The organism is Nonomuraea fuscirosea (assembly GCF_003001935.1).
Classification (GTDB): Bacteria; Actinomycetota; Actinomycetes; order Streptosporangiales; family Streptosporangiaceae; genus Nonomuraea; species Nonomuraea fuscirosea.
Genome location: NZ_PVNG01000004.1, coordinates 186,944 through 209,527, shown reverse-complemented (window position 1 = coordinate 209,527; position 22,584 = coordinate 186,944). Strand labels below are relative to the sequence as shown.

Sequence of the window (22,584 nt, the reverse complement as noted above, 5' to 3'; positions counted from 1 at the left end):
CCTGACCTGGGATGATTCTCCCTTGACCAAGGCTTGTGGTGCTATATGCACATCTTCAGCCCAGTGCCTGGTCCAGGTTGAACGCGGCGCTGATGAGCGCGAGGTGCGTGATGGCCTGCGGGAAGTTGCCCAGTTGCTCGCCGGTGTGCCCGATCTCCTCGGCGTACAGGCCGAGGTGGTTGGCGTAGGTGAGCATCTTCTCGAAGGCCAGGCGGGCCTCGTCGACGCGGCCTGCGCGGGCCAGCGCCTCGACGTACCAGAACGAGCAGATCGAGAACGTGCCCTCGGGCCCCTCCAGGCCGTCGGGGCTGACCTCGGGGTCGTAGCGGTAGACCAGCGAGTCGGAGACCAGCCCGTCGCCCAGCGCGTCGAGGGTGGACAGCCACCGGGGATCGGTCGGCGAGACGAACTTGGCCAGCGGCATCATCAGGATCGAGGCGTCCAGCACGTCCTCGTCGTAGTGCTGGACGAACGCGTTCAGCTGCTCCGACCAGCCGCGCCGCATGATGTCGCGGTAGATCGTGTCGCGCGCCCGCCGCCAGCGGGGGATGTCGGCGGGCAGGCCGCGCTGGCCGGCCATGCGCATGGCGCGCTCGATCGCCACCCAGCACATCAGCCGCGAGTAGACGAAGTTCTTGCGCCCGCCGCGGGTCTCCCAGATGCCCTCGTCGGGCTGGTCCCAGTTGTCGGCGACCCAGTCGACCAGCGTGCACACCTCGTCCCAGCGTTCGCTGGAGATCGGGTCGCCCCACTTGTTGTAGAGGTAGATGGAGTCGATGAGCGCCCCGTAGATGTCGAGCTGGAGCTGTTCGGCGGCGGCGTTGCCGATCCGCACGGGAGCCGATCCCCTGTGCCCCTCCAGGTGGGTGAGCTCCTCCTCCGGCAGGTCGGCGCGGCCGTCGATGCCGTACATGATCTGCATGGGGCCGGCGGCGCTCCCGCCGTCGCGGGCGACGTGCTTGGACAGGAAGCCCATGAACGCCTCGGCCTCCTCGGTGAAGCCGAGCCTGAGCAGGGCGTAGACGCAGAACGCGGCGTCGCGCACCCACACGTACCGGTAGTCCCAGTTGCGGCCGCCGCCGAGCTGCTCGGGCAGGCTGGTCGTGGGGGCGGCGACGATCCCGCCCGTCGGGGCGAAGGTGAGCAGCTTCAGCGTCAGGGCGGAGCGGTGCACGACCTCCCGCCACCTGCCCCGGTAGCGGGAGGCGGACAGCCAGCGGCGCCAGTACCGCACGGTGGCGTCGAACTCCCGCTCCGCCTCCTCGATCGGGCAGTCGGCCGGGGCGATCCGGTCGTCGATCCGGTCGAGGGCGAGCACGGCCTGCTCACCCTCCTTCAGCTCGAAGGCGCTCCAGGCGTCCCTGCCGTCGTTCTCGACGGGCACGCTCGCCGACAGCGCGAGGGACAGGGCCTCCGACTCGAACAGCGTGCGGCCGCCTTCCGTGCGGACCGTGTGGGGCTGCCTGGCGTAGTCGAAGCGCGGCGCCACCCTGGCGCGGAACGGGAGCGTGCCGCGCACGCAGGTGACCCGGCGGATCACCCGGTGCCGGTCGGCCTCGCGGCCGTCGTCCGTGAGCGGCATGAAGTCCTGGATCTCGCCCACGCCGTCCTCGGCGAAGAAGCGGGTGATCAGCACATTGGTGTCGGGGAAGTAGAACTGCTTGGTCGTCGCGGGGACGTCGGCGCACAGCTCGAACGAGCCGCCCCGGCCGGCGTCCAGGATCGAGGCGAAGACGCTGGGGGCGTCGAACCGCGGGCAGCAGTACCAGTCGATGGTGCCGTCGGTGCCCACGAGGGCGACGGTCCGCAGGTCACCGATCAGGCCGTGCTCACCGATCGGCAGGTATCTGGTGTCTCCCCGCATATCCCCAAAGTACGCAGAAAGCCGCCTGCAGAGCACCCGTCGGCCGTCAAGAGCCCGCAATCTTCCCGGCTCGTCTCACCCATCGTCCGCCACCGGAACGAATCACCCTGTTTGACGATCTCCAGCGGGGAAAGCTCGGAAGGGCCCCGCGGAACCTCCCGGCCCCCGTCGGGCGAGGCGATGATGATTGACGAGTTCGAACTTCGGTGTCCCATCACGGCCGACCTGGCCCTGATCCGGGACCTGGTCGGCATGCACGCACGCCACTGCGGGCTGCCCGGGCACCGGCTGGAGGACCTGGTGCTGGCCGTCAACGAGGCGGTCACCAACGTGCTCGACCACGGCGGCGGGGCCGGCACCGTGACCGCGCGGCAGGCCGGCGACCTGATCATGGTGGAGGTCCTCGACCTCGCGGGCGGGCTCACCCCCGACCACCTGGCCCGCGCCACCGTCGATCCCACCGCGGCCCGGGGGTACGGGCTGTGGGTGATCCAGCACCTGTGTGACGAGGTCACGCTGCGGCAGACCGAGCGAGGCTCGCTGCTGACCCTGTTCGTGCGCCACCGCGCGCCCGCGCCGCGCCGGAACGAGCCCGGCCCTTTCGTTCGCCCGCGCAGTGAGCTCGCCTTTACGCTGTAGATCTCATCATGGCGTCAGATGTCCCTGAATTACTGGAAAATACTGGGACTGTTGGTACGCTCGCGCCATGAGTGACCGGCTGGACGATCTCGAACGGCGGATCGACGAGCTGCGAGCCGCCGTGCGCACGGCGATGCGGGCCAGGGACGGCGGCGGCGCCCGGGCTCTGCGCGCTGAGCTGCGCAGCGCCGAGCGCGCCTGGGACGCCCTGGTCACCGGCGAGCCGCCGAAGACCAAGGAGCGTCCGCCCGGCCTGGTCACCGTGCGCGAGCAGGTGCACCAGGGGCTGCGCCTGCTCGGGGCCTCCGCTCAGCCCCGGCTGGTCGTGGCCGTCAGCGAGGCGTTCTTCGGCGGCACGATCCGCAGCGGCCAGCTCACCAGCCTGCGCAGGGACGAGGAGCGCTCGTTCAGGTCCTCGCCCTTCGGCCGCCCCTACTACCTGTGCGCCGCGCTCACCGACCGCCTCTCCCCCGCCCGCGGCCTGCTCGCGCTCAGCGCCTGGCCGCTGGAGCGGCGGGTGGTCGGCCCGCTGAGCCCCCGGGTGGACTTCCTGACCGCGGCCATCGCGGTGGCCGGGCAGTCGATGGAGCCGCCCGCCGACGGTGAACGGGCCGAGCGGTTATTGGCGCGGATGGCCAGGAACATCCCCGGCGCCGGCGAGTCCGTGCTGGGCCCGCCGGACCCCGTACGGGTGATCGAGGCGGCCCGCGCGGAGCTGCGCGTGCACGCGGATCGCGACACGCGGGACCGCGCCGAGCTGGCGGAACGCGCCGCCGCGCAGCTGGATGACGTCACTCGCCTGTTCGGCGCCGCTACGCTGAGCACGATCAAGAAGGAGAAGGCCAAGTGAGCGGCTTGAAGCGCGAAGGCGACCCCGTGCACCGGCTGGAGGCCCTGCGGGGCACCACGCCGCAGCAGCCGCATGACGCCCGCGCGATCGCGGCCCTGGCGGCGAACCCCGGCTGCACCCGCCGGGCCCTGATGGACGGGGCCGGCATCGACAAGGACGCCGCGGCCCGGCATCTCGGCTTCCCCGCGCCGTTCGGGCAGTCGCCGTTCGCGATCACGCGCGGCAACATGTTCGAGGCGCTGGTGAAGGCCGACGGGTGCGCGGAGCTGCTGCGCATGCTGCGCGAGCTGCTGGATCTGCCCGTCGCCGAGGTGGCCTACCACGACGTGGAGAACGTCGGCGCCCACCTGCGCCACGCCCACACCAGGTCGCTGATCGACCGGGCCGCGGCCGAGGGCCACGACGCGGGCACGCTCTACGACCATCCCCTGCTCAGCCTGGAGATCGCCGGCCACACCGCCTACCTGGAGCCGGACGTGGTGGCCTTCCAGCTCGGCGGGCGCTTCCACATCGTGGAGATCAAGTCGTTCGCGGTGATCGACGGGCAGGCCGACCCGGCGGCGGTGGCCGCGGCCGCGCGGCAGGCGGCGGTGTACGTGCTGGCGCTGCGCACTCTGCTGGAGGAGCTGGGCCACGACCCGCTGAAGGTCTCCCACGACGTGGTGCTGGTCTGCCCGGAGAACTTCGCCAACCGGCCGGCCGCGACCCTGGTCGACGTCCGCAAGCAGCTCGCCGTGCTGCGCCGCCAGCTCACCCGGATGACCACCCTCGACCGGCTGCTCGAAGCGCTGCCCGACGGCCTCAACTTCGACCTGCTGCCCGGCGAGGACGGCCGGCCCACCAGGCCGGTGGCCGAGCTGGCCGACGCGCTGCGCAGGACCACCGCCCGCTACGCGCCCGACTGCCTGTCCGCCTGCGACCTGTGCTTCTTCTGCCGCGACGAGGCCCGCCAGGAGGGCGCCTCCGACCTGCTCGGCCGGCAGGTGCGCGACGAGCTCGGCGGTGTCGCCTCGGTGGCCGAGGCGCTGGGCCTGGCCGACGGCACCCGCGACCCCGCCGAGGGCCAGGAGGAGATCGCCCGGCTGCTCCGCAACGCCGAACGCCTGCGCCGGGAGTGCCTGACTTGAGCCTGCTGACCTCGCTCGCCCGGCTGCGCGCCCTCGACGAGGGCATCGCCCAGCCCGTCGCGACCGTCCGGCACTGCCACCTGTCGGAGCGGCCGATGGTGTTCATCCCGCTCAAGCTGTCGGGAGAGGCCGCCGCGCCGCTCGCGGCCATGCTCGGCACCGACCGCGATGCGCCGCGGCTGCTCGTGGTGACCCAGCCGCGCAACCGTGACCTGCGCTTCGCCTGGGCGGCCGAGCTGGCCGGCGTGCTGCTGCCGTACGTGGAGAGCTTTCTCAACGACACCGAGACGGTGGAGCGCAGGAACGCCGATCCCTACGAGCGGGCGCTCGACGCGCCGCAGCTGATCGTCCCCAACCTGGCCGGTGTCGCCTTCACCCGGCTGCTCGGGCGCTCGACCCGCTTCCGCCGCCCCGACGGGCCCTATCCGGTGCCGGACGTGGTGCCGCTGCTCGGGCGGTGGCTGACGTACTTCGGGGAGCGGGCCGCCTATCCGGGCTCGTCGCTGATGACGGCCGCCACCGAGGAGCTGGGCCGCCACTGGGCCAGCGGGCAGAGCGGGCTGGAGGACGCCAACCTGGCCGCGCTGACCGCCTGGATCACGACCGGGCCGAGCGACGAGGCCGAGGACCCGCTCGTCTGGCCGCCCGCCGGGCCCGCGACCGACCCCGGCTTCGACGCCGAGGTGCTCGCCCCCGCCATCGAGAGCGAGAAGCCCGAGCGCATCACCGAGGCGCTGCGCACCCAGCTGGAGCCCACCTGGCGGCTGATGTGGCAGGCGATCGACCTGCTCGCCGCCCTGCCGGAGGGGCCGAGCGTGGCACAGCGGTGGGAGCACGACCGCGGCTCGTTCAGCGCCATGGCCGTGCACATCGCCGAGGGCGCGCCGCCGCAGCCCCGCCGCGACGGCGCGATCACCGCCGCCGCGAAGCTGGCCCGGATGGAGCGCGCCCAGGCCGCCTACGACGTGCAGCGCGCCTATGACGATCCCCTGGTCATGGCCGAATACCGGCTGACCGGCGAGGCGTTCGCGGGCGAGGTGGCCGAGACGGTGCCCGACAACACCGAGGGCGAGGGCCGCTCGCGCAAGCTGCGCCCGCTCGTGGTGATCAAGACCGACGATCCGGTACGCCTGCCGCCCGGCGCCTCGCTCGGCACCCCGCAGCGCCGCGGCCAGGGCGCCGAACTGGTGGACGCGGGCCAGGGCCTGGTCACCATCAAGATCACCAAGGGGATGGGCCGGGGCAAGACGCCCGCGCCCGGCGCGGTCCCCGAGGTCGGCGAGCGGGTCTGCTACACCTCGCTGACCGACGACTTCCAGGGCTCGCCCGCCCTGCCCGACGCCGAGGCCACGCCGTGGACGCACGGAGGCCCGCCGCAGGAGTACGTGCCCGACGACGAGGACGCGCAGGAGGAGTGGTCGTGACCGCCGAGCCGACGATCGGCCCCGAGCAGGTCATCAGGAACGTGCTCGCCGACCTGCCCCGGCACCGCGGCGTGGTGGTCGACTCCCCGCCCGGGGCGGGCAAGTCCACCCTCGTGGTGCGCGCCGCCGCCCACATCGCGGCCACCGGCGAGCCGCTGATGATCGTGGCCCAGACCAACGAGCAGGTCGACGACCTGGTGTCCAGGATCAGTGACAAGCATCCGCACCTGACCGTGGGCCGGCTGTCGGCCGGCGGCTACGTCCCGCCGCTGCGCCTGCTGGAGCTGCCCGGCGTCCGCGTCGGCACCCGGATCCAGGACCTGGGCGACCCCGACATCGTCATCGCCACGGCGGACAAGTGGGCCTGGATCGGCGACCGGGTGTGGCCGTGGGCGATCGTGGACGAGGCGTACCAGATGCGCTCGGACAAGCTGCTGCGCATCGCGGGGCTGTTCGAGCGGGCGCTGTTCGTCGGCGACCCGGGGCAGCTCGACCCGTTCTCGATCGTGGACGGCGACCGGTGGTCGGGGCTGTCGTGGGACCCGCTGCAGAGCGCCGTCTCGGTGCTGCTGCGGCACAATCCCGATCTGCCCGTGCACCGGCTGCCGGTCTCGTGGCGGCTGCCGGCGTCGGCGGCGCCCGTGGTGTCGCGGGCGTTCTACCCGTTCACCGGGTTCAGGTCCGGGACCGAGCACGGGGACCGGTGGCTGGAGCTGTCGACCGGCGGCATGGGCACCGTGCACGACCGGGCGCTGGAGGAGGCGGCCAGGTCCGGCTGGGCGCTGCTGGAGCTGCCGAACCGGCACACCGTGCGCACCGACGGCGAGGCCGTGCGGGCGGTGGCGCTGCTGGCCGAGCGGCTGCTGCAGCGGGGCGCGGTGTCGGGCTCGGAGCAGGGCGAGCGGCCGGTGACGGCGGACCGGATCGCCGTCGGCGCCGCCCACCGCGACCAGGTGGCCGCGATCCGCGCCGCGGGCCTGCCGGCCGAGATCACCGTGGACACCGCGAACCGGCTGCAGGGCCGCGAGTACGACGTCACGATCGTGCTGCACCCGCTGTCGGGGCGCAGGGACGCCACCGCCTTCCACCTGGAGTCCGGGCGGCTGTGCGTGCTGGCCTCACGGCACCGGCACGCGTGCGTGGTGGTGGCCAGGGCGGGCATCGCCGAACTGCTGGACGCGCACCCGTCGGCGGAGCCGGTGCAACTCGGGGTGCCGGTGAAGTTCCCCGACGGGTGGGAGGCCAACCAGTCGGTGCTGGACCACCTGTCCCGGCACCGGGTCTGATCTCCGGGCCCGGCATCGGGGCCAGGTCACAGGCGGCGGCGCCAGACGTCGATGGCCATGATCCGGCGCATGCCCGCCGACTCGTACAGACCCAGCGCCGGGGTGGTGTTGTTGGAGTCGACGTGCAGGATCGTGCCCTTGCGGCCGGCGGCGGCGTCGGCGGCGAAGGCGTGCCGCAGCAGGAACCTGCCGAGGCCCCTGCCCCTGAACTCGGGCAGGACGGCCAGCGTGGCCACGTAGCCGCAGCCCTCGTCGCTCAGGAACGCGTCGTTGCCGATCACCACCCCGGCCGGGCGGCCGTCGATCCGGGCGAGCGCCAGCCGGCTCCAGTCGGTGACGCTCATGGCCTCCCTGCGCTCGTGCCACCGCTCGTAGGGCGTCGCCACGAAGCCGAAGTGCTCGGCGAAGCCCTCCTGGTAGACGCGGTGCCCTTCGCGGCGCACCTGCTCGTCCAGCCCCGAGTGCAGCGTCAGCCCGGGCGGCGCGGCGGGCGGCTCCAGCGGCCCGTCATGGTCGATGCGCATGCGGTGGTAGCTGGTGCCCGGCTCGAAGCCCCGCTCCCGCATCCGCGCCCGCTTGGCCTCGTCGGCGCGGTAGACGCCGACGTGCAGGGTGACGGCGTCGAGACCGCCGTCCGTCCGGTGCTCGGCCGCGCGGGCCAGCACGGCCTCCCACAGCCGCTCCTCCAGCCCGCTCACGCCGGGCCGGACGATCACCTCGACGTCGACCAGGTCGCTCTCGCCGTTGCGGACCACCCAGGCCCAGCCGTCGAGCCGGCCGCCGGGGTCGCGGGCCAGCCAGGCGTCCCGGTCGAGGTCGAAGCCGGGCTCGACGAGGTCGTCCGCGATGTCCTCGAGCGTCGAGTCCGATGCCCCGATCACCGCGGTGTCGCTGGCGGCGACGAGCTCGTGGATGGCCCCGGCGTCGTCGGGCCGCGGCCGGCTGATGGTGTGCATGGGAGGGATTGTCCCCGCCCCCGCCGCCGCGCGCCTCCCGTTTTCCGCCGGCCTTTCCTCCTGTACGGGGCGAGGTCAGCCCGCCTGCCCGACGGGCCGTCCGACCGCCGTCAGCCCGCCGCGGGGGCGACCGTCCTGTCCTCCGAGGCGTCCACCGGGACGGCGCCGCGCAGCGGGATCTCCTTGATGAACGCCGCCAGCACCGGCACGACGACCGCGAACGCGATGGCCCACCAGAACACCCCGGAGATCGAGGCGGCCAGCGACTCCAGCAGCCCCGTGCGCGTCTGGGCCGGCATCTGCGCGACGGCCGCCGGGTCCATCCGGGCGCCCGCCGTCGCCATGCGCTCCGCCGCCTCGGGGCCGAACCGCCCGGTCAGCTCCGACAGCAGGTGGTTGTTGAAGATCGCCCCGAACAGCGAGACGCCGAACGAGCCGCCGATCGACCGGAAGAACGTGGAGGCGCTGCTGGCGACGCCCAGGTCCCGCTGCTCGACGCTGTTCTGCGCGATGAGCATCGTGGTCTGCATGAGGAAGCCCATGCCGATCCCGAGCACCGCGATGAACACGCCGGTCGTCCAGGACGGGGTGGTGACGCCCATGGTGGACAGCAGCCCCATGCCTGCGGCCATGCCCACGCCGCCGATCACCGGGTAGATCTTGTACTTCCCCGTGCTGGTGATGGCCCTGCCCACGAAGAGCGACACGACCATGGCCGCGCCCATCATGGGCAGCAGCAGCAGGCCGGAGTTGGTGGCCGTGGCGCCCTGCACCATCTGCTGGAACAGCGGCAGGAAGTTGATCGCGCCGAACATGGCGAAGCCGAGCAGGAAGCCGATGGCCGAGATGAGGGTGAAGTTGCGGTTGCGGAACAGCTGCAGCGGCATGATCGGCTCGGCGACCTTGCGCTCGACCATGATGAAGAGCACGAGTGTGAGGACCGCGAGCGCCGCCAGGCCGAGGATCTGCCAGGAGCTCCAGGCGTACTCGTTGCCGCCCCAGGTGGTGATGAGCACCATCGCGGTGATGCTCACCGAGAGCAGGCCCGCGCCCGCCCAGTCGATGCGCACGTCGCCGCGCTCCACCCGCGGCAGGCGCAGCGTCAGCACCAGCAGGACGAGCGCGACCGCGCCGACCGGGAGGTTCACGTAGAAGGCCCAGCGCCAGTCGAGGTGGTCGGTGATGAAGCCGCCGACCAGGGGGCCGGCGAACATCGCCAGCGACATGACGCCGGCCATGATGCCCTGGTACTGGCCGCGCTCGCGGGGCGGGACGAGGTCGCCGATGATGGCCATGACGTTGACCATCAGGCCGCCGGCGCCCAGGCCCTGCACGGCGCGGAAGGCGATGAGCTCGGCCATGCCGCCGTCGGGGCCGCCGAGCAGGTCCGAGCCGGCCATGCCGCAGAGGGCGGAGCCGGCCATGAAGATGACGACCGAGATGATGAAGATGTTCTTGCGCCCGTACAGGTCGCCGATCTTGCCCCAGATCGGGGTCGAGACGGTGGTGCCGAGCACGTACGCGGTCACGACCCAGGACAGGTGGGTCAGCCCGCCGAGCTCGCCCACGATGCGCGGCATGGCCGTGCCCACGATCATGTTGTCCAGCATGGCCAGGACCATCGCCAGCATTAAGCCGGGCAGGACGACCATGACCTCGCGGCGTCGTCCGACTGTTTCCGCCACCACACACCCCCGTGTCCCTGTACTTACTTGCCGACCGGCAAGCGTAGAATGTAGATACTTACTTGCCGGCCGTCAAGTCGAAAAGGTGCGAAGTGCGGGAAGACACGCGAACCCGGATCCAGGAGATCGCACTGAGGCTCTTCACCGAGCAGGGATACGAGGCGACCTCGCTGCGGGAGATCGCCGAGGAGCTCGGGGTGACGAAGGCCGCGCTCTACTACCACTTCAAGACCAAGGACGACATCGTGGCGAGCCTGGTCGACAAGCGCCTGGAGGAGCTGGAGGAGCTGCTCGAGTGGGTCAGGAGCCGGCCGCGGACGCCGGAGATGCGCCGTGAGCTGGTCACGCGCTACGCGGAGAGCGTCAGGAGCGAGCGGCACCTCGGGATCTCCAGATTCATGGAGCGCAACCAGACCGCGCTGCGCGACCATCCCACGCTGATCAGGATCCGCGAGCGGATGATCGAGCTGACCTCGCAGATCAGCGAGCCGGACGCCACCCCCGCCGAGCGGGTCAGCCACTCGCTGGCGCTGTTCGCCATGCACGCGGGCAAGTGGCTGCTGAAGGAGGGCGAGCTGTCCGAGGACGAGATCCACAAAGCCTGCCTGGAGGTGGCCTTCCGCCTGCTGGAGCCCGCCGGCTCCGGGGCCCCCGATCGCTGAGGACGATTGCCGCAGGGGTTTGAGGGCAGGAGCACCGCACGCATCCGGACGTAAGGAGGTGCGGTGGAGGCTACGATGGCGCTCCGACTGCCCAGGGATGCGGCGAGCGTCCCGCTCATCAGGCAGATGCTGGACGGCACGCTGCGGTCGCTCGGCGTCGAGCCACAGGTCCGCGACGACATCGAACTCATGCTCACCGAGGCGTGCTCGAACGTGATCAAGCACGCGGCGCCGAGCGACGACTACACGGTCAGCGCGTCGGTGCACGACCACCTGTGCGTGATCAGGGTGGTCGACACCGGCGACGGGTTCGACGCCGAGAAGGTGTCCGCGCCCGAGCCCGGCTCCGAGCACGGACGCGGGCTGCAGATCATGCGCGCGCTCGCCGACGACATCCGATTCACCAACAGAAGAGAACACGGAGCGGTGGTCTGCCTGGAGAAACGCCTGCGGTACGCGCCGGGGGCGGCCGGGCAGCAGCTGATGACCACCTAGGCGCCTCCTAGGCATCAGGCGACCACTTCAGGCCCTTGGCGGGCGGCATCCGGGCTCAGGCCGCACGAGCGTCCGGCGCCCGGACTGCGTAAGCCCCGCCGGCCCGCGCCCCCACGGCCGTGCCGGCCCCGGGACGCCGCACCGCCCCGTGGTGGTGCGGAGACCCGCACCACCCTCATGACCGCCTCATGACCGGGAGTTCCGGGCTCCGCTCAGCTCCATCCGCAGCCCTGTGGGTGCCGTCTCCTCGCCGGGCCTCGTTCCGGGCTCCCGCTCCGCCTCCCCGGCGGCCGTCTCGGGCTCCTCCTCCCCGGCGGCCGTCTCGGGCTCCGCCTCCCCGGCGGCCGTCTCGGGCTCCGGCTCCGCCTCCCCTGTGGCCGGGTCGCGCCGGGTCAGCCGGTTCCACCACCCCTTCCAGCGGGTCAGCGAGGCCGCCATCACCAGCAGGACGACCATCGAGACGCCCGCGATGAGCAGCACCGCGAGGACGATGAGGAGGAGGACGACCGCCAGGGTCCCGAGCGCGCCGAGCAGTGTCATCATTCGGCGTGAAATGCCCACTCACCAGTAGTTCATGCCAGCGAAGAGGGATAGATCGGGCTTACTCCGTCCCGCCGTCGCGCTGGTCGAGCCGGCCGGGCAGCACGTCGAGCCGGCGCAGGATGACTCCCTCGCGCAGCGCCCACGGGCACACCTCCAGCCGGTCCACCTCGAACAGGTCCATGGCCGCGTCCGCGACCAGCGCCCCCGCGGCCAGTTGCGCCGCCCGCCCCTCCGACACGCCCGACAGCCGGGCCCGCTCGGCGGAGCCCATCGTGGTGAGCTTGCCGGCCCAGTCGGCCATGTCCTGGCGGGACAGCGAGCGGGAGACGTACGGGCCGTCGCTGGAGGGCGCCGCGCCGGCGATCCTGGCCAGCTGCTTGAAGGTCTTGGAGGTGGCGACCGCGCGGTCGGGCACGCCGTATCTCGCGATGTCGCCGACGTTGCGGGCGATCTCGGCGCGTACGTGCCTGCGCAGCTTGCGCACCTCGTCCGCGGGCGGCGGGTCGCCGGTGAACCAGTCGCGGGTGAGGCGTCCCGCGCCCAGCGGCAGCGACACCGCCGCGTCGGGCTCCTCGTCCACGCCGGCGGCGATCTCCAGCGAGCCGCCGCCGATGTCGAAGGCGAGCAGCCGCCCCGACGACCAGCCGAACCAGCGCCGCACGGCCAGGAACGTCAGCCGGGCCTCGTCGCGCCCGGACAGCACCTCGATGTGCACGCCGCAGCGCTCGTCGATCCGGGCGAGGACCTGCTCGCCGTTGGCCGCCTCGCGCACGGCTGAGGTGGCGAAGGCCAGCAGCTCCTCCACGCCCTTGTCCTCGGCGAGGTGCACGGCCTCCTCGACGAAGCGGCCGAGCCGTTCGACGCCCTGCTCGCCCAGCCGGTGCTCCTCGTCGAGGTGCTCGGTCAGGCGCAGGTCCACCTTGTGGGAGTAGGCGGGCATGGGCCGGGCGCCCCGGTGGGCGTCGACCACCAGTAAGTGGACGGTGTTCGAGCCGATGTCCAGCACGCCGAGTCGCATGCGGAAAACGCTACCGTTTTGCGGCTTTTATCGTGAAACGCAGTCGGAAGTGATCGAACGTGACGGGCATCGGGTTCTCCAGGGTGACCGACGGCCTGACCTCGCGCTCGCGCAGGAACGCGCCCAGCAGCGCGGCCGAGGTGGACACCACCAGGTCCTCCCCCGGGCAGCGGGCGAACCCGCCGCTGAAGGGCACCCCCGCCCAGGTGTCCCGGCCGCCGCCGAGCCACAGCTCGGGCCGGTAGGAGCCGCCGGGCTCCTCCCTGTTGACGTACGGGCTGTGGATCACCACCGTCGTGCCCGCCGGGAGGTCCCAGGGGTTGGGGCCGGTGACCTCGCGCAGGATGGCGAGCGTGGTGGGCCAGAGCCGCACGGACTCCAGCACGGCCGCCCGCAGCAGATCGGGCCCCGGCACCCCCGCCTCCCCCTCCGCGCCGCGATCATGGGAGCCCTGATCCCGGCGGCCCGTGGGCGTGGTCAGGAGGGCAAGGGCGCGGTAGGCGGCCATGGCGCCGGCGTCGTAGGCGAACAGCCAGTGCGGCACCTGCCCCTCGGCGTGCACGTCCGCCGCCGCCTCCGTACGGGCCAGCTCCCCGGCCAGGCTGCCGGGCTCGGCCCTGGCGAGGTGGGCGGCCAGCCGCCGCTGGAACGCGTTGCGCACGTCGGTGCGCTGCCCGCGCAGCCAGGCCCAGTTGGCGTCGCGGCGCAGCCGGTCGAGCTGCCTGGTGAGGGTCACGTCGCGGCGGGCCCCGTCGCCGAGCACCACCCGCCGCGCCAGCCGCCAGTGGGCGGCGTGGAAGAGCGGCCAGGTCAGCGTCCCCTGCCGGGGCAGCGTGGCGGCCTCCTCGGCGGCGATCCCGGCGACGGGGACCCCGCCGGTGTGCAGGACCTGTTCGTTCAGGGCGCGGCGGCGGTCGCGCAGGTCGCGTTCGGTGGTGATCAGCACGCCGTCGGGCTGGAAGTGCGCGAGCGCGCCCCGTTTGTCCACGCTCGCCGGGCTGAACGCCCGGTCTTCCAGCACCGCGCGCACGTCGCGCGAGGACAGCGGCAGCATCGCCCACCCGCGCCCCGGCACGGGCACCAGCAGCGGGTCGTCGCCGTGCGCGGCGCGCAGCCGGCGCAGGAGCCTGATCGCGCGGTCCTCGGCGCGGCTCAGGGCGGCCAGGCGCACCATGGAGGGCCGCCGCACCACGGCCCCCTGCGCCAGGGCCGGCAGAACCAGCGTGGCGGCCACGGCCAGCGACTCGGCCGCCGTCACCCGCGCCGGCCGTGTGATCGTGGGCATGGTACAGGGACTACCCTTCCTTGGTGTCGTGACACGTTGGGGGGTTGGGTGAGCGCTTGTTGTGGCCCGAGCAGGGAGGACTCCGGCGGGCCGTACGAGGAGACCGTGACGATCACCGCGCGGCGGGCCGCGCCGCGCGGGATGGTGCGCGTTCCCGGCGGGACGTACCTCGTGGGCGGGGACGATCCTGACGGGCGGCCCGAGGACGGCGAGGGGCCGGTGCGGCAGGTCAGGCTCGACCCCTTCATGATCGATCCGGCGTGCGTGACGAACGCGCAGTTCGCCACGTTCGTGAAGGACACCGGTTACGTCACCGAGGCCGAGCGGATCGGCTGGTCGTTCGTGTTCCGCCAGTTCGCCAGGGCGGGCGTGATCGACGCGACCGTGCCGGGCGCGCCCTGGTGGGCGGGCGTGGAGGGGGCCACCTGGCGGACGCCGGAGGGCCCCGGCTCCTCCAACGGCGACCGCCAGAACCATCCGGTCGTCCACGTCTCCTGGAACGACGCCACCGCGTACGCCACCTGGGCGGGCAAGCGGCTGCCGACCGAGGCCGAGTGGGAGGCGGCGGCCAGGGGCGGGCTCGAACGCAGGCGTTACCCGTGGGGCGACGAGCTGGCGCCGAAGGGCCGCCGCCGCTGCAACATCTGGGAGGGCCCCTTCCCGTCCGCGCCGAGCAAGGGGACGATGCCGGTCAAGTCGTTCCAGCCGAACGGCTACGGGCTCTACAACGTCTCGGGCAACGTCTGGGAGTGGACCGCCGACTGGTGGGGCACGGAGTGGGAGCCGTACGCCGACAATCCCACGGGGCCCGGGCAGGGGCCGGGGAAGGTGATCCGCGGCGGCTCGTACATGTGCCACGACTCCTACTGCAACCGCTACCGGGTGGCCGCGCGCACCTCGAACACGCCGGACTCCTCGACCGGGCACACGGGGTTCCGCTGTGCGGCCATACTCTGATCGCATGTCACGAACCCTGCGACTGCTGATCACCGGCGGCGGCACCGGTGGTCACACCTATCCGGCCCTGACGACCCTGTCGGCCGTCCAGCGACGTCAGGTGCCGCACGACGTGCTCTGGGTGGGCACGGCCAGCGGCCTGGAGGCGCGGATCACCGCCGAGCACGGCATCCCGTTCAAGGCGATCACCACGGGAAAGCTGCGCCGCCGCCCCAACCTGAAAGAGCTGGGCACCAACATCGCCGACGTCTTCCGCATCCCGGTGGGGGTGTTCCAGGCGGTCGGGCACGCCGCCCGCTACCTGCCCGACGTGGTGCTGTCGACGGGGGGCTACGTGGCGGTCCCCATCGGGGTGGCGGCCAAGCTGATCCGCCGGCCGCTGGTGATGCACGAGCAGACCACGGTGGTGGGGCTGGCCAACCGCATCCTGGCCAGGCTGGCGACCAGGATCGCGCTGTCCCACGAGTCGTCGCTCGACTACCTGCCCGCCTCGGCCCGGCCGAAGGCCGTGGTGACCGGAAACCCGATCAGGCCCGCGCTGCTGCAGGGCAACCGGGCGGCGGCCTACGACCTGTTCGGGCTGACGTTCGAGGTGCCGCTGATCTACGTGACGGGCGGCGCGCAGGGCAGCAGGCAGATCAACACGCTGATCGCGGAGATCCTGCCCCGGCTGCTGCAGCACGCGCAGATCGTGCACCAGTGCGGGCCCGCGCTGATCGACGAGATGCGGGCGGTGCCGCTGCCGCCTGACCTGGCCGACCGCTACCATCCGGTGCCCTACGTGGGCGAGGAGCTGGCCGACCTGTTCGCCGCGGCCGACGTGGTGATCTCGCGCAGCGGGGCCGGCACGGTGTCGGAGCTGACCGCGATCGGCAAGCCCTCCGTGCTGGTGCCGCTCATCCCGACCGGGGGTGACGAGCAGCGCAAGAACGCCGGCTACCTGGCCTCGGCGGGCGCGGCGCGGGCGCTGCTCGAACCGCGGCCCACGGGCGACATGCTGCTGGCCGAGCTGATGCCGCTGCTGGCCGATCCCGGGCTGCGGCAGGCGATGGGGCAGGCGGCGGCCGGGCTGGGGCGCCTGGACGCGGCCGACGCCCTGTGCGACGTGCTGCTGGACGCCGCCAACCACCCGGCCGCGGCGGGAGCTCACGGGTCGAGGTAGCGGAAGGCCTCCTGGGCGGAGCTCACGCTCCGCCGGAGTGCCTGCTCCAGCCGGTCGGCGTCCTCGGCCAGGCGTTCCAGCTCCGGTACGGCGAACCCGTCCGCCCCCGTCTCGGCGACCAGTTCCTCGTACTGGTGCAGCCGCCCGCGCAGCTCCTCGATCTGGTGCTGGGCCAGGTACGCCCGCTCGGCGTCCGCCACGTTGGCGGCGTACCGTTCCAGCGCCTCGACCCGGGCCAGTACGGCGTCCTCGCTGCTGTCCAGCGCCCGGGCGAGGGGTGCGGCCACGGCCTCGACCTTGGGCGTGAGCCCCTGCGAGACGGTCTCCCTGTGCTTGGTGCGCAGGGCCGACAGCTTGGCCAGCAGGCGGGCGATCTCCCACTCCTGCGCGGGCAGCATGACCGCGTTGCGCACGTCGTCGAGCAGCCCTTCGGCGTTGACCCGGGAGCCGGTGACGGCGGCGATGGCGCGCTGGGCGCGGCCCAGGATGCGGGCGGAGGACTCGTCGAGGTCGTCGGGGAGCACGTAGCGGCCCTCGTACCAGCGCAGCTGCTCGTAGACCTCCCGCTCGTAGTCCTCCTCGTCGTCGTCCTCCTCCGCCAGGTCGCTGCGGATGAACAGCACGATCATCAGCGGGATGCCGAGCAGCACGAGCAGCAGCAGGCCGAGGCCGCGGCCGAGGAAGCCCACTCCCATGAGCAGGCCGAAGAAGGCCACGCCGCCGAGCGAGGCGATCCTGCGGGCGCGCAGGCCGGAGACCGATCGCCGCGGCTCGGGGACCCAGCCGTGGCGCATCTTGATCAGTACACGCCGGCTCTCCCTGAGCAGTCGGGCGTCCTCCGGCGGCACTCCGGGGTCTACCACCACATCCGCCACGAATCCGGATCCTAAGGTAAATCAGTCGTTGAGGTGTCGAAATGCTTCGTGTGCCGAGCTGACGCTGTCGCGCAGCGCCTGCTCGAGCCGGCCGGCTTCGTCGGTCAGCCGGTCCAGCTCCGGCACGGCGAACCCGTCCGCCCCCGACTCCGCGACCAGCTCCTCGTACTGGTGCAGCTTGGAGCTGAGACGTTCGATCTGGTGCCTGGCCCGGTAGGCGCGCTCGGCGTCGGCGACGTGGCCCGCGTAGCGTTCCAGGGCCTCCACGCGGGCCAGCACCGCCCGCTGGCTGCTGTCCAGCGCGTGGGCGAGCGGCTCGGCCACGGCGGCCACCTCGGGGGTGACGCCCTCGGAGACGACCTCCTGGTGCTCGGCGCGCAGCTCCGACAGCTTGGCCAGCAGCCGGGCGATCTCCCACTCCTGCGCGGGCAGCATCACGCCGTTGCGTACGTCGTCGAGCAGGCCCTCGGCGTTCACGTGGGACGCCATGACCTGGTCGATGGCGGCCTGGGCGCGGGACATGAGCGCCCTGGCGGGGTCGTCGAGCCGCTCGCGCAGCACGTAGCGGCCCTCGTGCCGGCGGGCGGCCTCGTAGACCTCGTGCTCGCGCGCCCGCCGCCGCTCCGCCTCGACGTCCGTCCTGGGCCGCAGCAGCACGCTGACGAACAGCAGCGCCGCCCCCGTCATGATCACCGCAAAGGGGGTGTAGCGCTCGGCGACGAAGAGCACGAGCCCGTACACGGCCGCGCCGAGCGCCGTCACGACGGCCGCCAGGGTGATCGCGAGCCGGAACGTGCGGCTGGACATGGGCCCCGCCACGGGCAGGTGGCGCTTGTGCGCGGGCTCCCAGCCGGCGTGGACCCGCAGCAGGATCTTGCGATTGTCGCGGAGAAGGCCCGCGGCGTCGTCGGGCACCGCCGGATCGACGATCACCTTCGCAGGACGTCCGGCCACGTTACCGATCCTATGTGCCCTTCTGTCCGGGTGTCAGCTCTCCAGGTAGCGGAACGCCTCGTGCGCGGAGTCGACGCTGCGCCGCAACGTGCGTTCCAGGACGTCGGCGTCCTCCGCCAGCCGTTCGATCTCCGGCACGGCCAGCTTGTCCGCGCCGGACTCGGCGAGCAGTTCCTCGTAGCGGGGCAGCCGGGCGCGCAGCTCCTCGATCTGGCCGCGGGCGTGGTAGGCGCGCTCGGCCTCCGCGACGTGCCCGGCGTAGCGTTCCAGCGCCTCGACCCGGGCGACCACGGCGGCCTCGCTGTTGACCAGGGCGCGTTCGAGCGGCTCGATCACCGCGGCCACCTCGGGGGCGATGCCCCTGGCCAGCAGCTCCCTGTGCTCCAGGCGCAGCGCCGACAGCTTGGCCAGCAGGCGGGCGATCTCCCACTCCTGGGCGGGCAGCATGACGGCGTTGCGGGCGTCGTCGAGCATGCCCTCGGCGTTGACGTGGGAGCGCAGGACCGATCCGATGGCGCGCTGGGCCCTGGTCAGGACCATCCTGGCGTCGTGGTCGAAGTCCTCCGGCAGCAGGTAGCGGCCGTCGTACCAGCGGGCCTGCTCGTAGACGCCGCGCTCGTGCGGGCGGTCGTCCTCGGGCACCTCGCTCATGGAGGCGATCTTCACCAGGACGATGAAGACGTACGTGCCGAGCAGCACGAACCCGGCGGGCGCGACCGGCGAGGCGAGCAGGACGGCCATGAGGGCGATCACGACGGGAGTGGCGGCCAGCAGCAGCGCGCTGGAGGGACCACGGCGCCGCTGCGGCGCCGCCACGGCGGGCGGCACCCATCCGGCCCTGATCCTGGACAGTAAGGAGACGTTGGACCGCAACAGCCCGGCGATCTCCGGCGGCACACCCGGATCGACGACCACACCCACGTTCTGTCCTGGCACCCTGGCGCCCCCAACGCTCGTGATGTGTGGATATTACGTGCCATTTCGGCGGAGTGTCAGCCTCCGAAAGGACAGTCCGATGAAACCGCGGCCGGCGCGGCGGGGGCCCCGCCGCGCGGGCGAGCGCATGACGTCCGTCATACGGGCCCGGCTGACATACGGCACTACACCCGCCCCCACCTGCCCGGTCAGGCTTGGGCGCATGAAGGGAAACGCGCTGGAACTGCGGGCCGTGACCAAGACCTACGGCCCCATCACCGCGCTCGGCGGCGTCGACCTGGACGTCGGCCGGGGAGAGACGGTGGCGGTGCTGGGCCCGAACGGGGCCGGCAAGAGCACGCTGCTGTCCATCGCGCTGGGCCTGCGCGCCCCCGCCTCGGGCACCGCGAGGGTCCTCGGCCGCCCGCCGGCCGAGGCGCTGCGGGCGGGCCGGGTCGGGGTGCTGCCGCAGGAGTCGGGGCTGCTGGAGGACGTACGGGTGGGCGAGCTGGTGGCCGCGGTGGCCGGGATGTACCCGGACCCGCCGCCGCCTGAGCGGGCGCTGCGGGCGGCGGGCATCGAGGAGCTGGCCCGCCGGCCCGTCGGGCGGCTGTCCGGCGGGCAGCGGCAGCGGGTCAGGTTCGCGCTGTGCGTGGCCGGGGACCCGGAGCTGCTCGTGCTGGACGAGCCGACCGTCGGGCTGGACGTGGAGGGCCGCCGGGCGCTGTGGCGGGAGATCAGGACCAGGACCGGACAGGGCCGCACGGCCGTCTTCGCCACCCACTACCTGACCGAGGCCGACGACTACGCCGACCGGATCGTGCTGCTCGCCGGCGGGCGGGTTGTCGCGGACGGCTCGGTGGCCGAGCTGAAGTCCCTGGTCGGCGGCGACGAGGTGCGCTGCGTGCTGGAGCACGCCGACCCCGCGGAGCTGGAGCTCCTGCCGGGCGTGCGGCACGTGAGCGTGGAGGGCCGGGCGGTGCGGCTGCGGACCGGTGACCCGGACGCGACGCTGCGCGCGCTCTTCCGCGGCTACGACGACGTCAAGGACGTGCGGATCGAGGGCGTGGACCTGGAGAGCGCGTTCGTGAGCCTGACGGGACGGCGGAGCCGATGAGGTCGTATCTGAGGCTGGAGCTGGTGCGCGGGTTACGCAATCCGGTGGGGCTGGTCATGCTGACGTTCTTCCCGCTGGGGCTCTACCTGCTGTGGACGAAGGTGCTCGACGTGGTGCCGCGCGGGCAGATGGACGACTTCGCGGCCTACTCCATGGTGTCGATGGCCACGTACGGCGCGATGGGCGGCGCGCTGTTCATCGGGGGCGCCATCGCGATGGAGCGGAGCAAGGGCTGGCTCGGCCAGCTCGCGGTGACGCCGCTGCCCGCGCACGGCTACGTGACGGCCAAGCTGGTCAGCGGCGCGGTGACGGTGCTGCCGAGCATCGTCGTGGTGCTCGGCGCGGGGGCGCTGCTGTCCGGCGTCCGGCTGCCGGCCGGCACCTGGCCCGTCCTGGTGGTGCTGATCTGGGCCGGCGTGCTGCCGTTCGCGGCGCTCGGCGTCGCCTTCGGCTACACGCTGAAGGGGCAGGTCGCGAACCTGGCCATGATGATCGTCTACTTCGCCATGTCGGTGCTCGGCGGGCTGTGGCTGCCGGTCCAGGCCATGCCGGCCGGGATGCGGGCGCTGGCCGAGCTCAGCCCGGCCTACCAGGCTGGGTCGCTCGGCTGGCGGGCGCTGGACGGCCTGCCGCCCACGGGGACCTCGCTCACCGTGCTGGCCGCCTGGACGCTGCTCTTCTGCGCGCTGGCCGTCTGGCGTTACCGTCGGGCGTTGTGACGCCGGTGCGGGAGTTCGACTTCGCCAAGGGACGGACGGCGGCCAGGGCCGGGGCGTGCGCCTGGCTGCTGCTGATCGGCTGGCCGCTGTGGGCCTTCATGGAACGGGGGCCGGAACCGCTCGCGGTGATCGCGGCGCTGGGCGGGGTCGCGGTGTTCGCGGCCTGCTGGGTGGCGATCATGTGGCGGATGCTGAGCTCCCGGGCCACGACGTCGAACCCGTGGGCGGTGGCCGGGCTGGCGGGGTCGGGGCTGGCGCTGCTGCCGCTGTTCGGGCCGCCGTGGGCGTACACGTCGTTCGTGTACGCGGTCAGCGCCTTCGCCGCCACCCTGCCCACCGGGGCCTTCGCCGCGGCGACGGCCGCCACCGCCGCCGTGGAGGTGACCGCGCTGCTGGTCTCGGGGGCGCCGCCGGCCCAGGTCTGGTGGGTGCCGCTCGTCATCGCCGCGCAGGCCGGCGCCGTGCACAGCCTGCGGCACATGGGCCTGCTGGTGGCCCGGCTGGACGCGGCCAGGGCGGAGGTCGCCCGGCTGGCCGTGGAGAACGAGCGGCTGCGCTTCGCCAGGGACCTGCACGACACCCTGGGGCACACGCTCACCTCGATCACGATCAGGAGCCAGCTCGCCGCCCGGCTGGCGCCCGCCGACCCCGGGCGGGCCGCCGCCGAGATGACCGAGGTGGAAGGGGCCGCCCGGCGGGCGCTCGACGAGGTGCGGCGGACGATCACGGGGTACCGGGCGCCGTCGTTGTCGGAGGAGCTGGAGGGGGCGAGCCGTAATCTGGGGGTGGCCGGGATCGAGGTGACGGTGTCCCCCGCCGACGGGCCCATTCCCGCCGCCGCCGAAGCCCTGCTCGCCTGGTCCGTACGGGAGGCCGCCACGAACGTCCTGCGCCACAGCCGCGCCCGCCACTGCCGCATCGCCCTGCGCCTGGACGAGACCTCGGCCGCCCTGGAGGTGGTCGACGACGGCCACCCCGCCCCGGCCACCGCGCCCGGAGACCACGGCCACCAGACCGCCGCCGCACGCACCCCGCCCGGCGACGACGACCTCGCCACCGCGGTCGGAGACGGCGACGGCGTGCCCGCCCGGAGGGGTGCGCGGGCGGGGAGCGGGCTGGCCGGGCTGGCCGAGCGGGTCGGGGCCGCCGGCGGGCGGCTGGAGGCGGGGCCGCGGCCCGAGGGCGGCTATCTGCTGCGGGTGCGCGTCCCGCTGGAGGCACACCAGGCGGATGTGGCGCGGGTGGATACGACGCAGGCGAACCCGACGCCCACGAATGCGGCGCAGGCGAACGCGGCGCAGGCGAACGCGACGCAGGCGAACGCGACGCAGGCGAACGCGACGCGGGCGGGTGGGCCGTGATCCGGGTGCTGATCGCCGACGACCAGGACCTCGTCAGGGGCGGCCTGGCCGCGCTCCTCTCGCTGGAGGACGACATCGAGGTCGTGGCCGAGGTCGGCCGGGGCGACGAGGTGGCGGCCGCGACGCGGGAGCACGCGCCCGACGTGATCCTCCTCGACATCGAGATGCCCGGGATGTCCGGCCTGGCGGTCGCCGAGCAGCTCCGCGGCCACCGCGTGGTCATCGTCACCACATTCGGCCGCCCCGGCTACCTCAGCAGGGCGCTCGACGCCGGCGTGGCCGGTTACGTGGTCAAGGACGCCCCGGCCGCCGAGCTGGCGGCCACCGTGCGGCGGGTGCTGGCCGGCGAGCGGGTCATCGATCCCCGGCTGGCCGTGACCGCGCTCACCACCGGCCCCAGCCCGCTCACCCAGCGGGAGGCGGAGGTGCTGCGGGTGGCGGCGGGCGAGGCCACCGTGGCGGACATCGCCAGGCGGCTGTTCCTCACGGAGGGCACCGTGCGCAACTACCTGTCCGCGGCGATCGGCAAGACGGGCGCCCGCAACCGCGCCGAGGCGGTACGGGTGGCGGAGTCACGCGGCTGGCTCTGACCCGCCGGGGCGCGCTGATGTGATCGTCACGGGAGACCCGCCGCGACGAGGCGGGCCGGCTCGGGGCGGGCCGTTTCGGGGCAGGCCGTTTAGGGGCGGG

22 protein-coding genes are annotated in these 22,584 nt (G+C 73.1%); 13 read left to right on the top strand and 9 right to left on the bottom strand.

Annotation, left to right across the window (positions count from 1 at the left end):
• Nucleotides 1–55: 55 nt before the first annotated feature.
• A complete protein-coding gene (locus B0I32_RS11090; protein WP_106237467.1) occupies nucleotides 56–1,864 on the bottom strand; it encodes a glycoside hydrolase family 15 protein in 1,809 nt (602 codons plus the stop codon).
• 180 nt (nucleotides 1,865–2,044) lie between these two features.
• Between B0I32_RS11090 and B0I32_RS11085 the strand changes: the two genes are divergently transcribed.
• The 5 genes from B0I32_RS11085 (at nucleotide 2,045) to B0I32_RS11065 (ending at nucleotide 7,190) form a co-directional block, all read left to right on the top strand.
• Nucleotides 2,045–2,503: an ATP-binding protein gene (locus B0I32_RS11085; protein ID WP_106237464.1), complete on the top strand. Its 459-nt coding sequence runs from the start codon at nucleotides 2,045–2,047 to the stop codon at nucleotides 2,501–2,503.
• Nucleotides 2,504–2,570: 67 nt separating this feature from the next.
• Nucleotides 2,571–3,353 carry a hypothetical protein gene (locus B0I32_RS11080; RefSeq protein WP_106237462.1) on the top strand — a complete coding sequence of 261 codons (783 nt, stop codon included), beginning with the start codon at nucleotides 2,571–2,573 and terminating at the stop codon, nucleotides 3,351–3,353.
• Nucleotides 3,350–4,480 carry a hypothetical protein gene (locus tag B0I32_RS11075; protein WP_106237460.1) on the top strand — a complete coding sequence of 377 codons (1,131 nt, stop codon included), beginning with the start codon at nucleotides 3,350–3,352 and terminating at the stop codon, nucleotides 4,478–4,480. The genes B0I32_RS11080 and B0I32_RS11075 overlap by 4 nt, the downstream gene beginning before the upstream one ends.
• Nucleotides 4,477–5,904 (top strand): hypothetical protein, encoded by a 1,428-nt coding sequence (locus B0I32_RS11070; protein WP_106237458.1) that lies wholly within the window; start codon nucleotides 4,477–4,479, stop codon nucleotides 5,902–5,904. The genes B0I32_RS11075 and B0I32_RS11070 overlap by 4 nt, the downstream gene beginning before the upstream one ends.
• A complete protein-coding gene (locus tag B0I32_RS11065) occupies nucleotides 5,901–7,190 on the top strand; it encodes an AAA family ATPase (RefSeq protein ID WP_245955755.1) in 1,290 nt (429 codons plus the stop codon). Before B0I32_RS11070 ends, B0I32_RS11065 begins: the two co-directional genes overlap by 4 nt.
• Before the next feature lie 26 nt (nucleotides 7,191–7,216).
• Here B0I32_RS11065 and B0I32_RS11060 read toward each other — a convergent pair whose 3' ends face one another.
• Together B0I32_RS11060 and B0I32_RS11055 are read right to left on the bottom strand one after the other, a co-directional pair.
• A complete protein-coding gene (locus B0I32_RS11060; RefSeq protein WP_106237456.1) occupies nucleotides 7,217–8,146 on the bottom strand; it encodes a GNAT family N-acetyltransferase in 930 nt (309 codons plus the stop codon).
• Nucleotides 8,147–8,256: 110 nt separating this feature from the next.
• A complete protein-coding gene (locus B0I32_RS11055; RefSeq protein WP_245955754.1) occupies nucleotides 8,257–9,831 on the bottom strand; it encodes an MDR family MFS transporter in 1,575 nt (524 codons plus the stop codon).
• Between the two features lie 92 nt (nucleotides 9,832–9,923).
• Between B0I32_RS11055 and B0I32_RS11050 the strand changes: the two genes are divergently transcribed.
• Nucleotides 9,924–10,493: a TetR/AcrR family transcriptional regulator gene (locus tag B0I32_RS11050; RefSeq protein ID WP_106237452.1), complete on the top strand. Its 570-nt coding sequence runs from the start codon at nucleotides 9,924–9,926 to the stop codon at nucleotides 10,491–10,493.
• A 75-nt stretch (nucleotides 10,494–10,568) separates the two neighbouring features.
• Nucleotides 10,569–10,988, top strand: a complete 420-nt coding sequence (locus B0I32_RS11045; RefSeq protein WP_245955753.1) for an ATP-binding protein — start codon at nucleotides 10,569–10,571, stop codon at nucleotides 10,986–10,988.
• A gap of 186 nt (nucleotides 10,989–11,174) precedes the next feature.
• Here the strand turns inward: B0I32_RS11045 and B0I32_RS11040 are convergent, their stop codons facing one another.
• Genes B0I32_RS11040 through B0I32_RS11030 form a run of 3 tightly spaced genes read right to left on the bottom strand, consistent with a single transcriptional unit; the run spans nucleotide 11,175 to nucleotide 13,834 of the window.
• Nucleotides 11,175–11,531 (bottom strand): hypothetical protein, encoded by a 357-nt coding sequence (locus B0I32_RS11040; protein WP_106237447.1) that lies wholly within the window; start codon nucleotides 11,529–11,531, stop codon nucleotides 11,175–11,177.
• Nucleotides 11,532–11,589: 58 nt separating this feature from the next.
• Nucleotides 11,590–12,549 (bottom strand): Ppx/GppA family phosphatase, encoded by a 960-nt coding sequence (locus tag B0I32_RS11035; RefSeq protein WP_106237444.1) that lies wholly within the window; start codon nucleotides 12,547–12,549, stop codon nucleotides 11,590–11,592.
• Between the two features lie 10 nt (nucleotides 12,550–12,559).
• Entirely contained in the window at nucleotides 12,560–13,834 is a 1,275-nt protein-coding gene (locus B0I32_RS11030) for a cytochrome P450 family protein (RefSeq protein ID WP_106237442.1), read from the bottom strand.
• Between the two features lie 141 nt (nucleotides 13,835–13,975).
• Here B0I32_RS11030 and B0I32_RS11025 point away from each other — a divergent pair, with 141 nt between their 5' ends.
• Both B0I32_RS11025 and B0I32_RS11020 read left to right on the top strand, forming a co-directional pair.
• On the top strand, nucleotides 13,976–14,791 hold the full coding sequence (locus B0I32_RS11025) for a formylglycine-generating enzyme family protein (protein ID WP_106238215.1): 816 nt from the start codon (nucleotides 13,976–13,978) through the stop codon (nucleotides 14,789–14,791).
• Nucleotides 14,792–14,795: 4 nt separating this feature from the next.
• A complete protein-coding gene (locus B0I32_RS11020; RefSeq protein WP_106237440.1) occupies nucleotides 14,796–15,953 on the top strand; it encodes a UDP-N-acetylglucosamine--N-acetylmuramyl-(pentapeptide) pyrophosphoryl-undecaprenol N-acetylglucosamine transferase in 1,158 nt (385 codons plus the stop codon).
• Here the strand turns inward: B0I32_RS11020 and B0I32_RS11015 are convergent.
• The 3 genes from B0I32_RS11015 to B0I32_RS11005 are packed head-to-tail and all read right to left on the bottom strand — an operon-like array spanning nucleotide 15,938 to nucleotide 18,703.
• Nucleotides 15,938–16,828, bottom strand: coding sequence for a hypothetical protein (locus B0I32_RS11015; protein WP_245955752.1), 891 nt, complete (start codon nucleotides 16,826–16,828; stop codon nucleotides 15,938–15,940). The two genes, B0I32_RS11020 and B0I32_RS11015, sit on opposite strands and share 16 nt — an antisense overlap.
• 21 nt (nucleotides 16,829–16,849) lie before the next feature.
• Nucleotides 16,850–17,782 (bottom strand): hypothetical protein, encoded by a 933-nt coding sequence (locus B0I32_RS11010; RefSeq protein WP_245955751.1) that lies wholly within the window; start codon nucleotides 17,780–17,782, stop codon nucleotides 16,850–16,852.
• A gap of 33 nt (nucleotides 17,783–17,815) precedes the next feature.
• Nucleotides 17,816–18,703, bottom strand: coding sequence for a hypothetical protein (locus B0I32_RS11005; RefSeq protein ID WP_245955750.1), 888 nt, complete (start codon nucleotides 18,701–18,703; stop codon nucleotides 17,816–17,818).
• A gap of 217 nt (nucleotides 18,704–18,920) precedes the next feature.
• On the opposite strand from B0I32_RS11005, the gene B0I32_RS11000 reads away from it, so the two are divergent.
• Genes B0I32_RS11000 through B0I32_RS10985 form a run of 4 tightly spaced genes read left to right on the top strand, consistent with a single transcriptional unit; the run spans nucleotide 18,921 to nucleotide 22,484 of the window.
• Nucleotides 18,921–19,814, top strand: a complete 894-nt coding sequence (locus B0I32_RS11000; protein ID WP_106237431.1) for an ABC transporter ATP-binding protein — start codon at nucleotides 18,921–18,923, stop codon at nucleotides 19,812–19,814.
• On the top strand, nucleotides 19,811–20,533 hold the full coding sequence (locus tag B0I32_RS10995) for an ABC transporter permease (RefSeq protein ID WP_106237428.1): 723 nt from the start codon (nucleotides 19,811–19,813) through the stop codon (nucleotides 20,531–20,533). The genes B0I32_RS11000 and B0I32_RS10995 overlap by 4 nt, the downstream gene beginning before the upstream one ends.
• On the top strand, nucleotides 20,530–21,894 hold the full coding sequence (locus B0I32_RS10990; RefSeq protein WP_146178124.1) for a sensor histidine kinase: 1,365 nt from the start codon (nucleotides 20,530–20,532) through the stop codon (nucleotides 21,892–21,894). The genes B0I32_RS10995 and B0I32_RS10990 overlap by 4 nt, the downstream gene beginning before the upstream one ends.
• Nucleotides 21,891–22,484 (top strand): response regulator transcription factor, encoded by a 594-nt coding sequence (locus tag B0I32_RS10985; RefSeq protein ID WP_106237423.1) that lies wholly within the window; start codon nucleotides 21,891–21,893, stop codon nucleotides 22,482–22,484. Before B0I32_RS10990 ends, B0I32_RS10985 begins: the two co-directional genes overlap by 4 nt.
• Nucleotides 22,485–22,584 lie beyond the last annotated feature (100 nt).

Excerpts from the sequence above, each read along its gene's own strand:
- B0I32_RS11090 (WP_106237467.1), bottom strand. The coding sequence starts at position 1,864 with ATGCGGGGAGACACCAGATACCTGCCGATCGGTGAGCACGGCCTGATC.
- B0I32_RS11085 (WP_106237464.1), top strand. The coding sequence starts at position 2,045 with ATGATGATTGACGAGTTCGAACTTCGGTGTCCCATCACGGCCGACCTG.
- B0I32_RS11080 (WP_106237462.1), top strand. The coding sequence starts at position 2,571 with ATGAGTGACCGGCTGGACGATCTCGAACGGCGGATCGACGAGCTGCGA.
- B0I32_RS11060 (WP_106237456.1), bottom strand. The coding sequence starts at position 8,146 with ATGCACACCATCAGCCGGCCGCGGCCCGACGACGCCGGGGCCATCCAC.
- B0I32_RS11045 (WP_245955753.1), top strand. The coding sequence starts at position 10,569 with ATGGCGCTCCGACTGCCCAGGGATGCGGCGAGCGTCCCGCTCATCAGG.
- B0I32_RS11040 (WP_106237447.1), bottom strand. The coding sequence starts at position 11,531 with ATGATGACACTGCTCGGCGCGCTCGGGACCCTGGCGGTCGTCCTCCTC.
- B0I32_RS11035 (WP_106237444.1), bottom strand. The coding sequence starts at position 12,549 with ATGCGACTCGGCGTGCTGGACATCGGCTCGAACACCGTCCACTTACTG.
- B0I32_RS11030 (WP_106237442.1), bottom strand. The coding sequence starts at position 13,834 with ATGCCCACGATCACACGGCCGGCGCGGGTGACGGCGGCCGAGTCGCTG.
- B0I32_RS11025 (WP_106238215.1), top strand. The coding sequence starts at position 13,976 with ATGGTGCGCGTTCCCGGCGGGACGTACCTCGTGGGCGGGGACGATCCT.
- B0I32_RS11020 (WP_106237440.1), top strand. The coding sequence starts at position 14,796 with ATGTCACGAACCCTGCGACTGCTGATCACCGGCGGCGGCACCGGTGGT.
- B0I32_RS11000 (WP_106237431.1), top strand. The coding sequence starts at position 18,921 with ATGAAGGGAAACGCGCTGGAACTGCGGGCCGTGACCAAGACCTACGGC.
- B0I32_RS10995 (WP_106237428.1), top strand. The coding sequence starts at position 19,811 with ATGAGGTCGTATCTGAGGCTGGAGCTGGTGCGCGGGTTACGCAATCCG.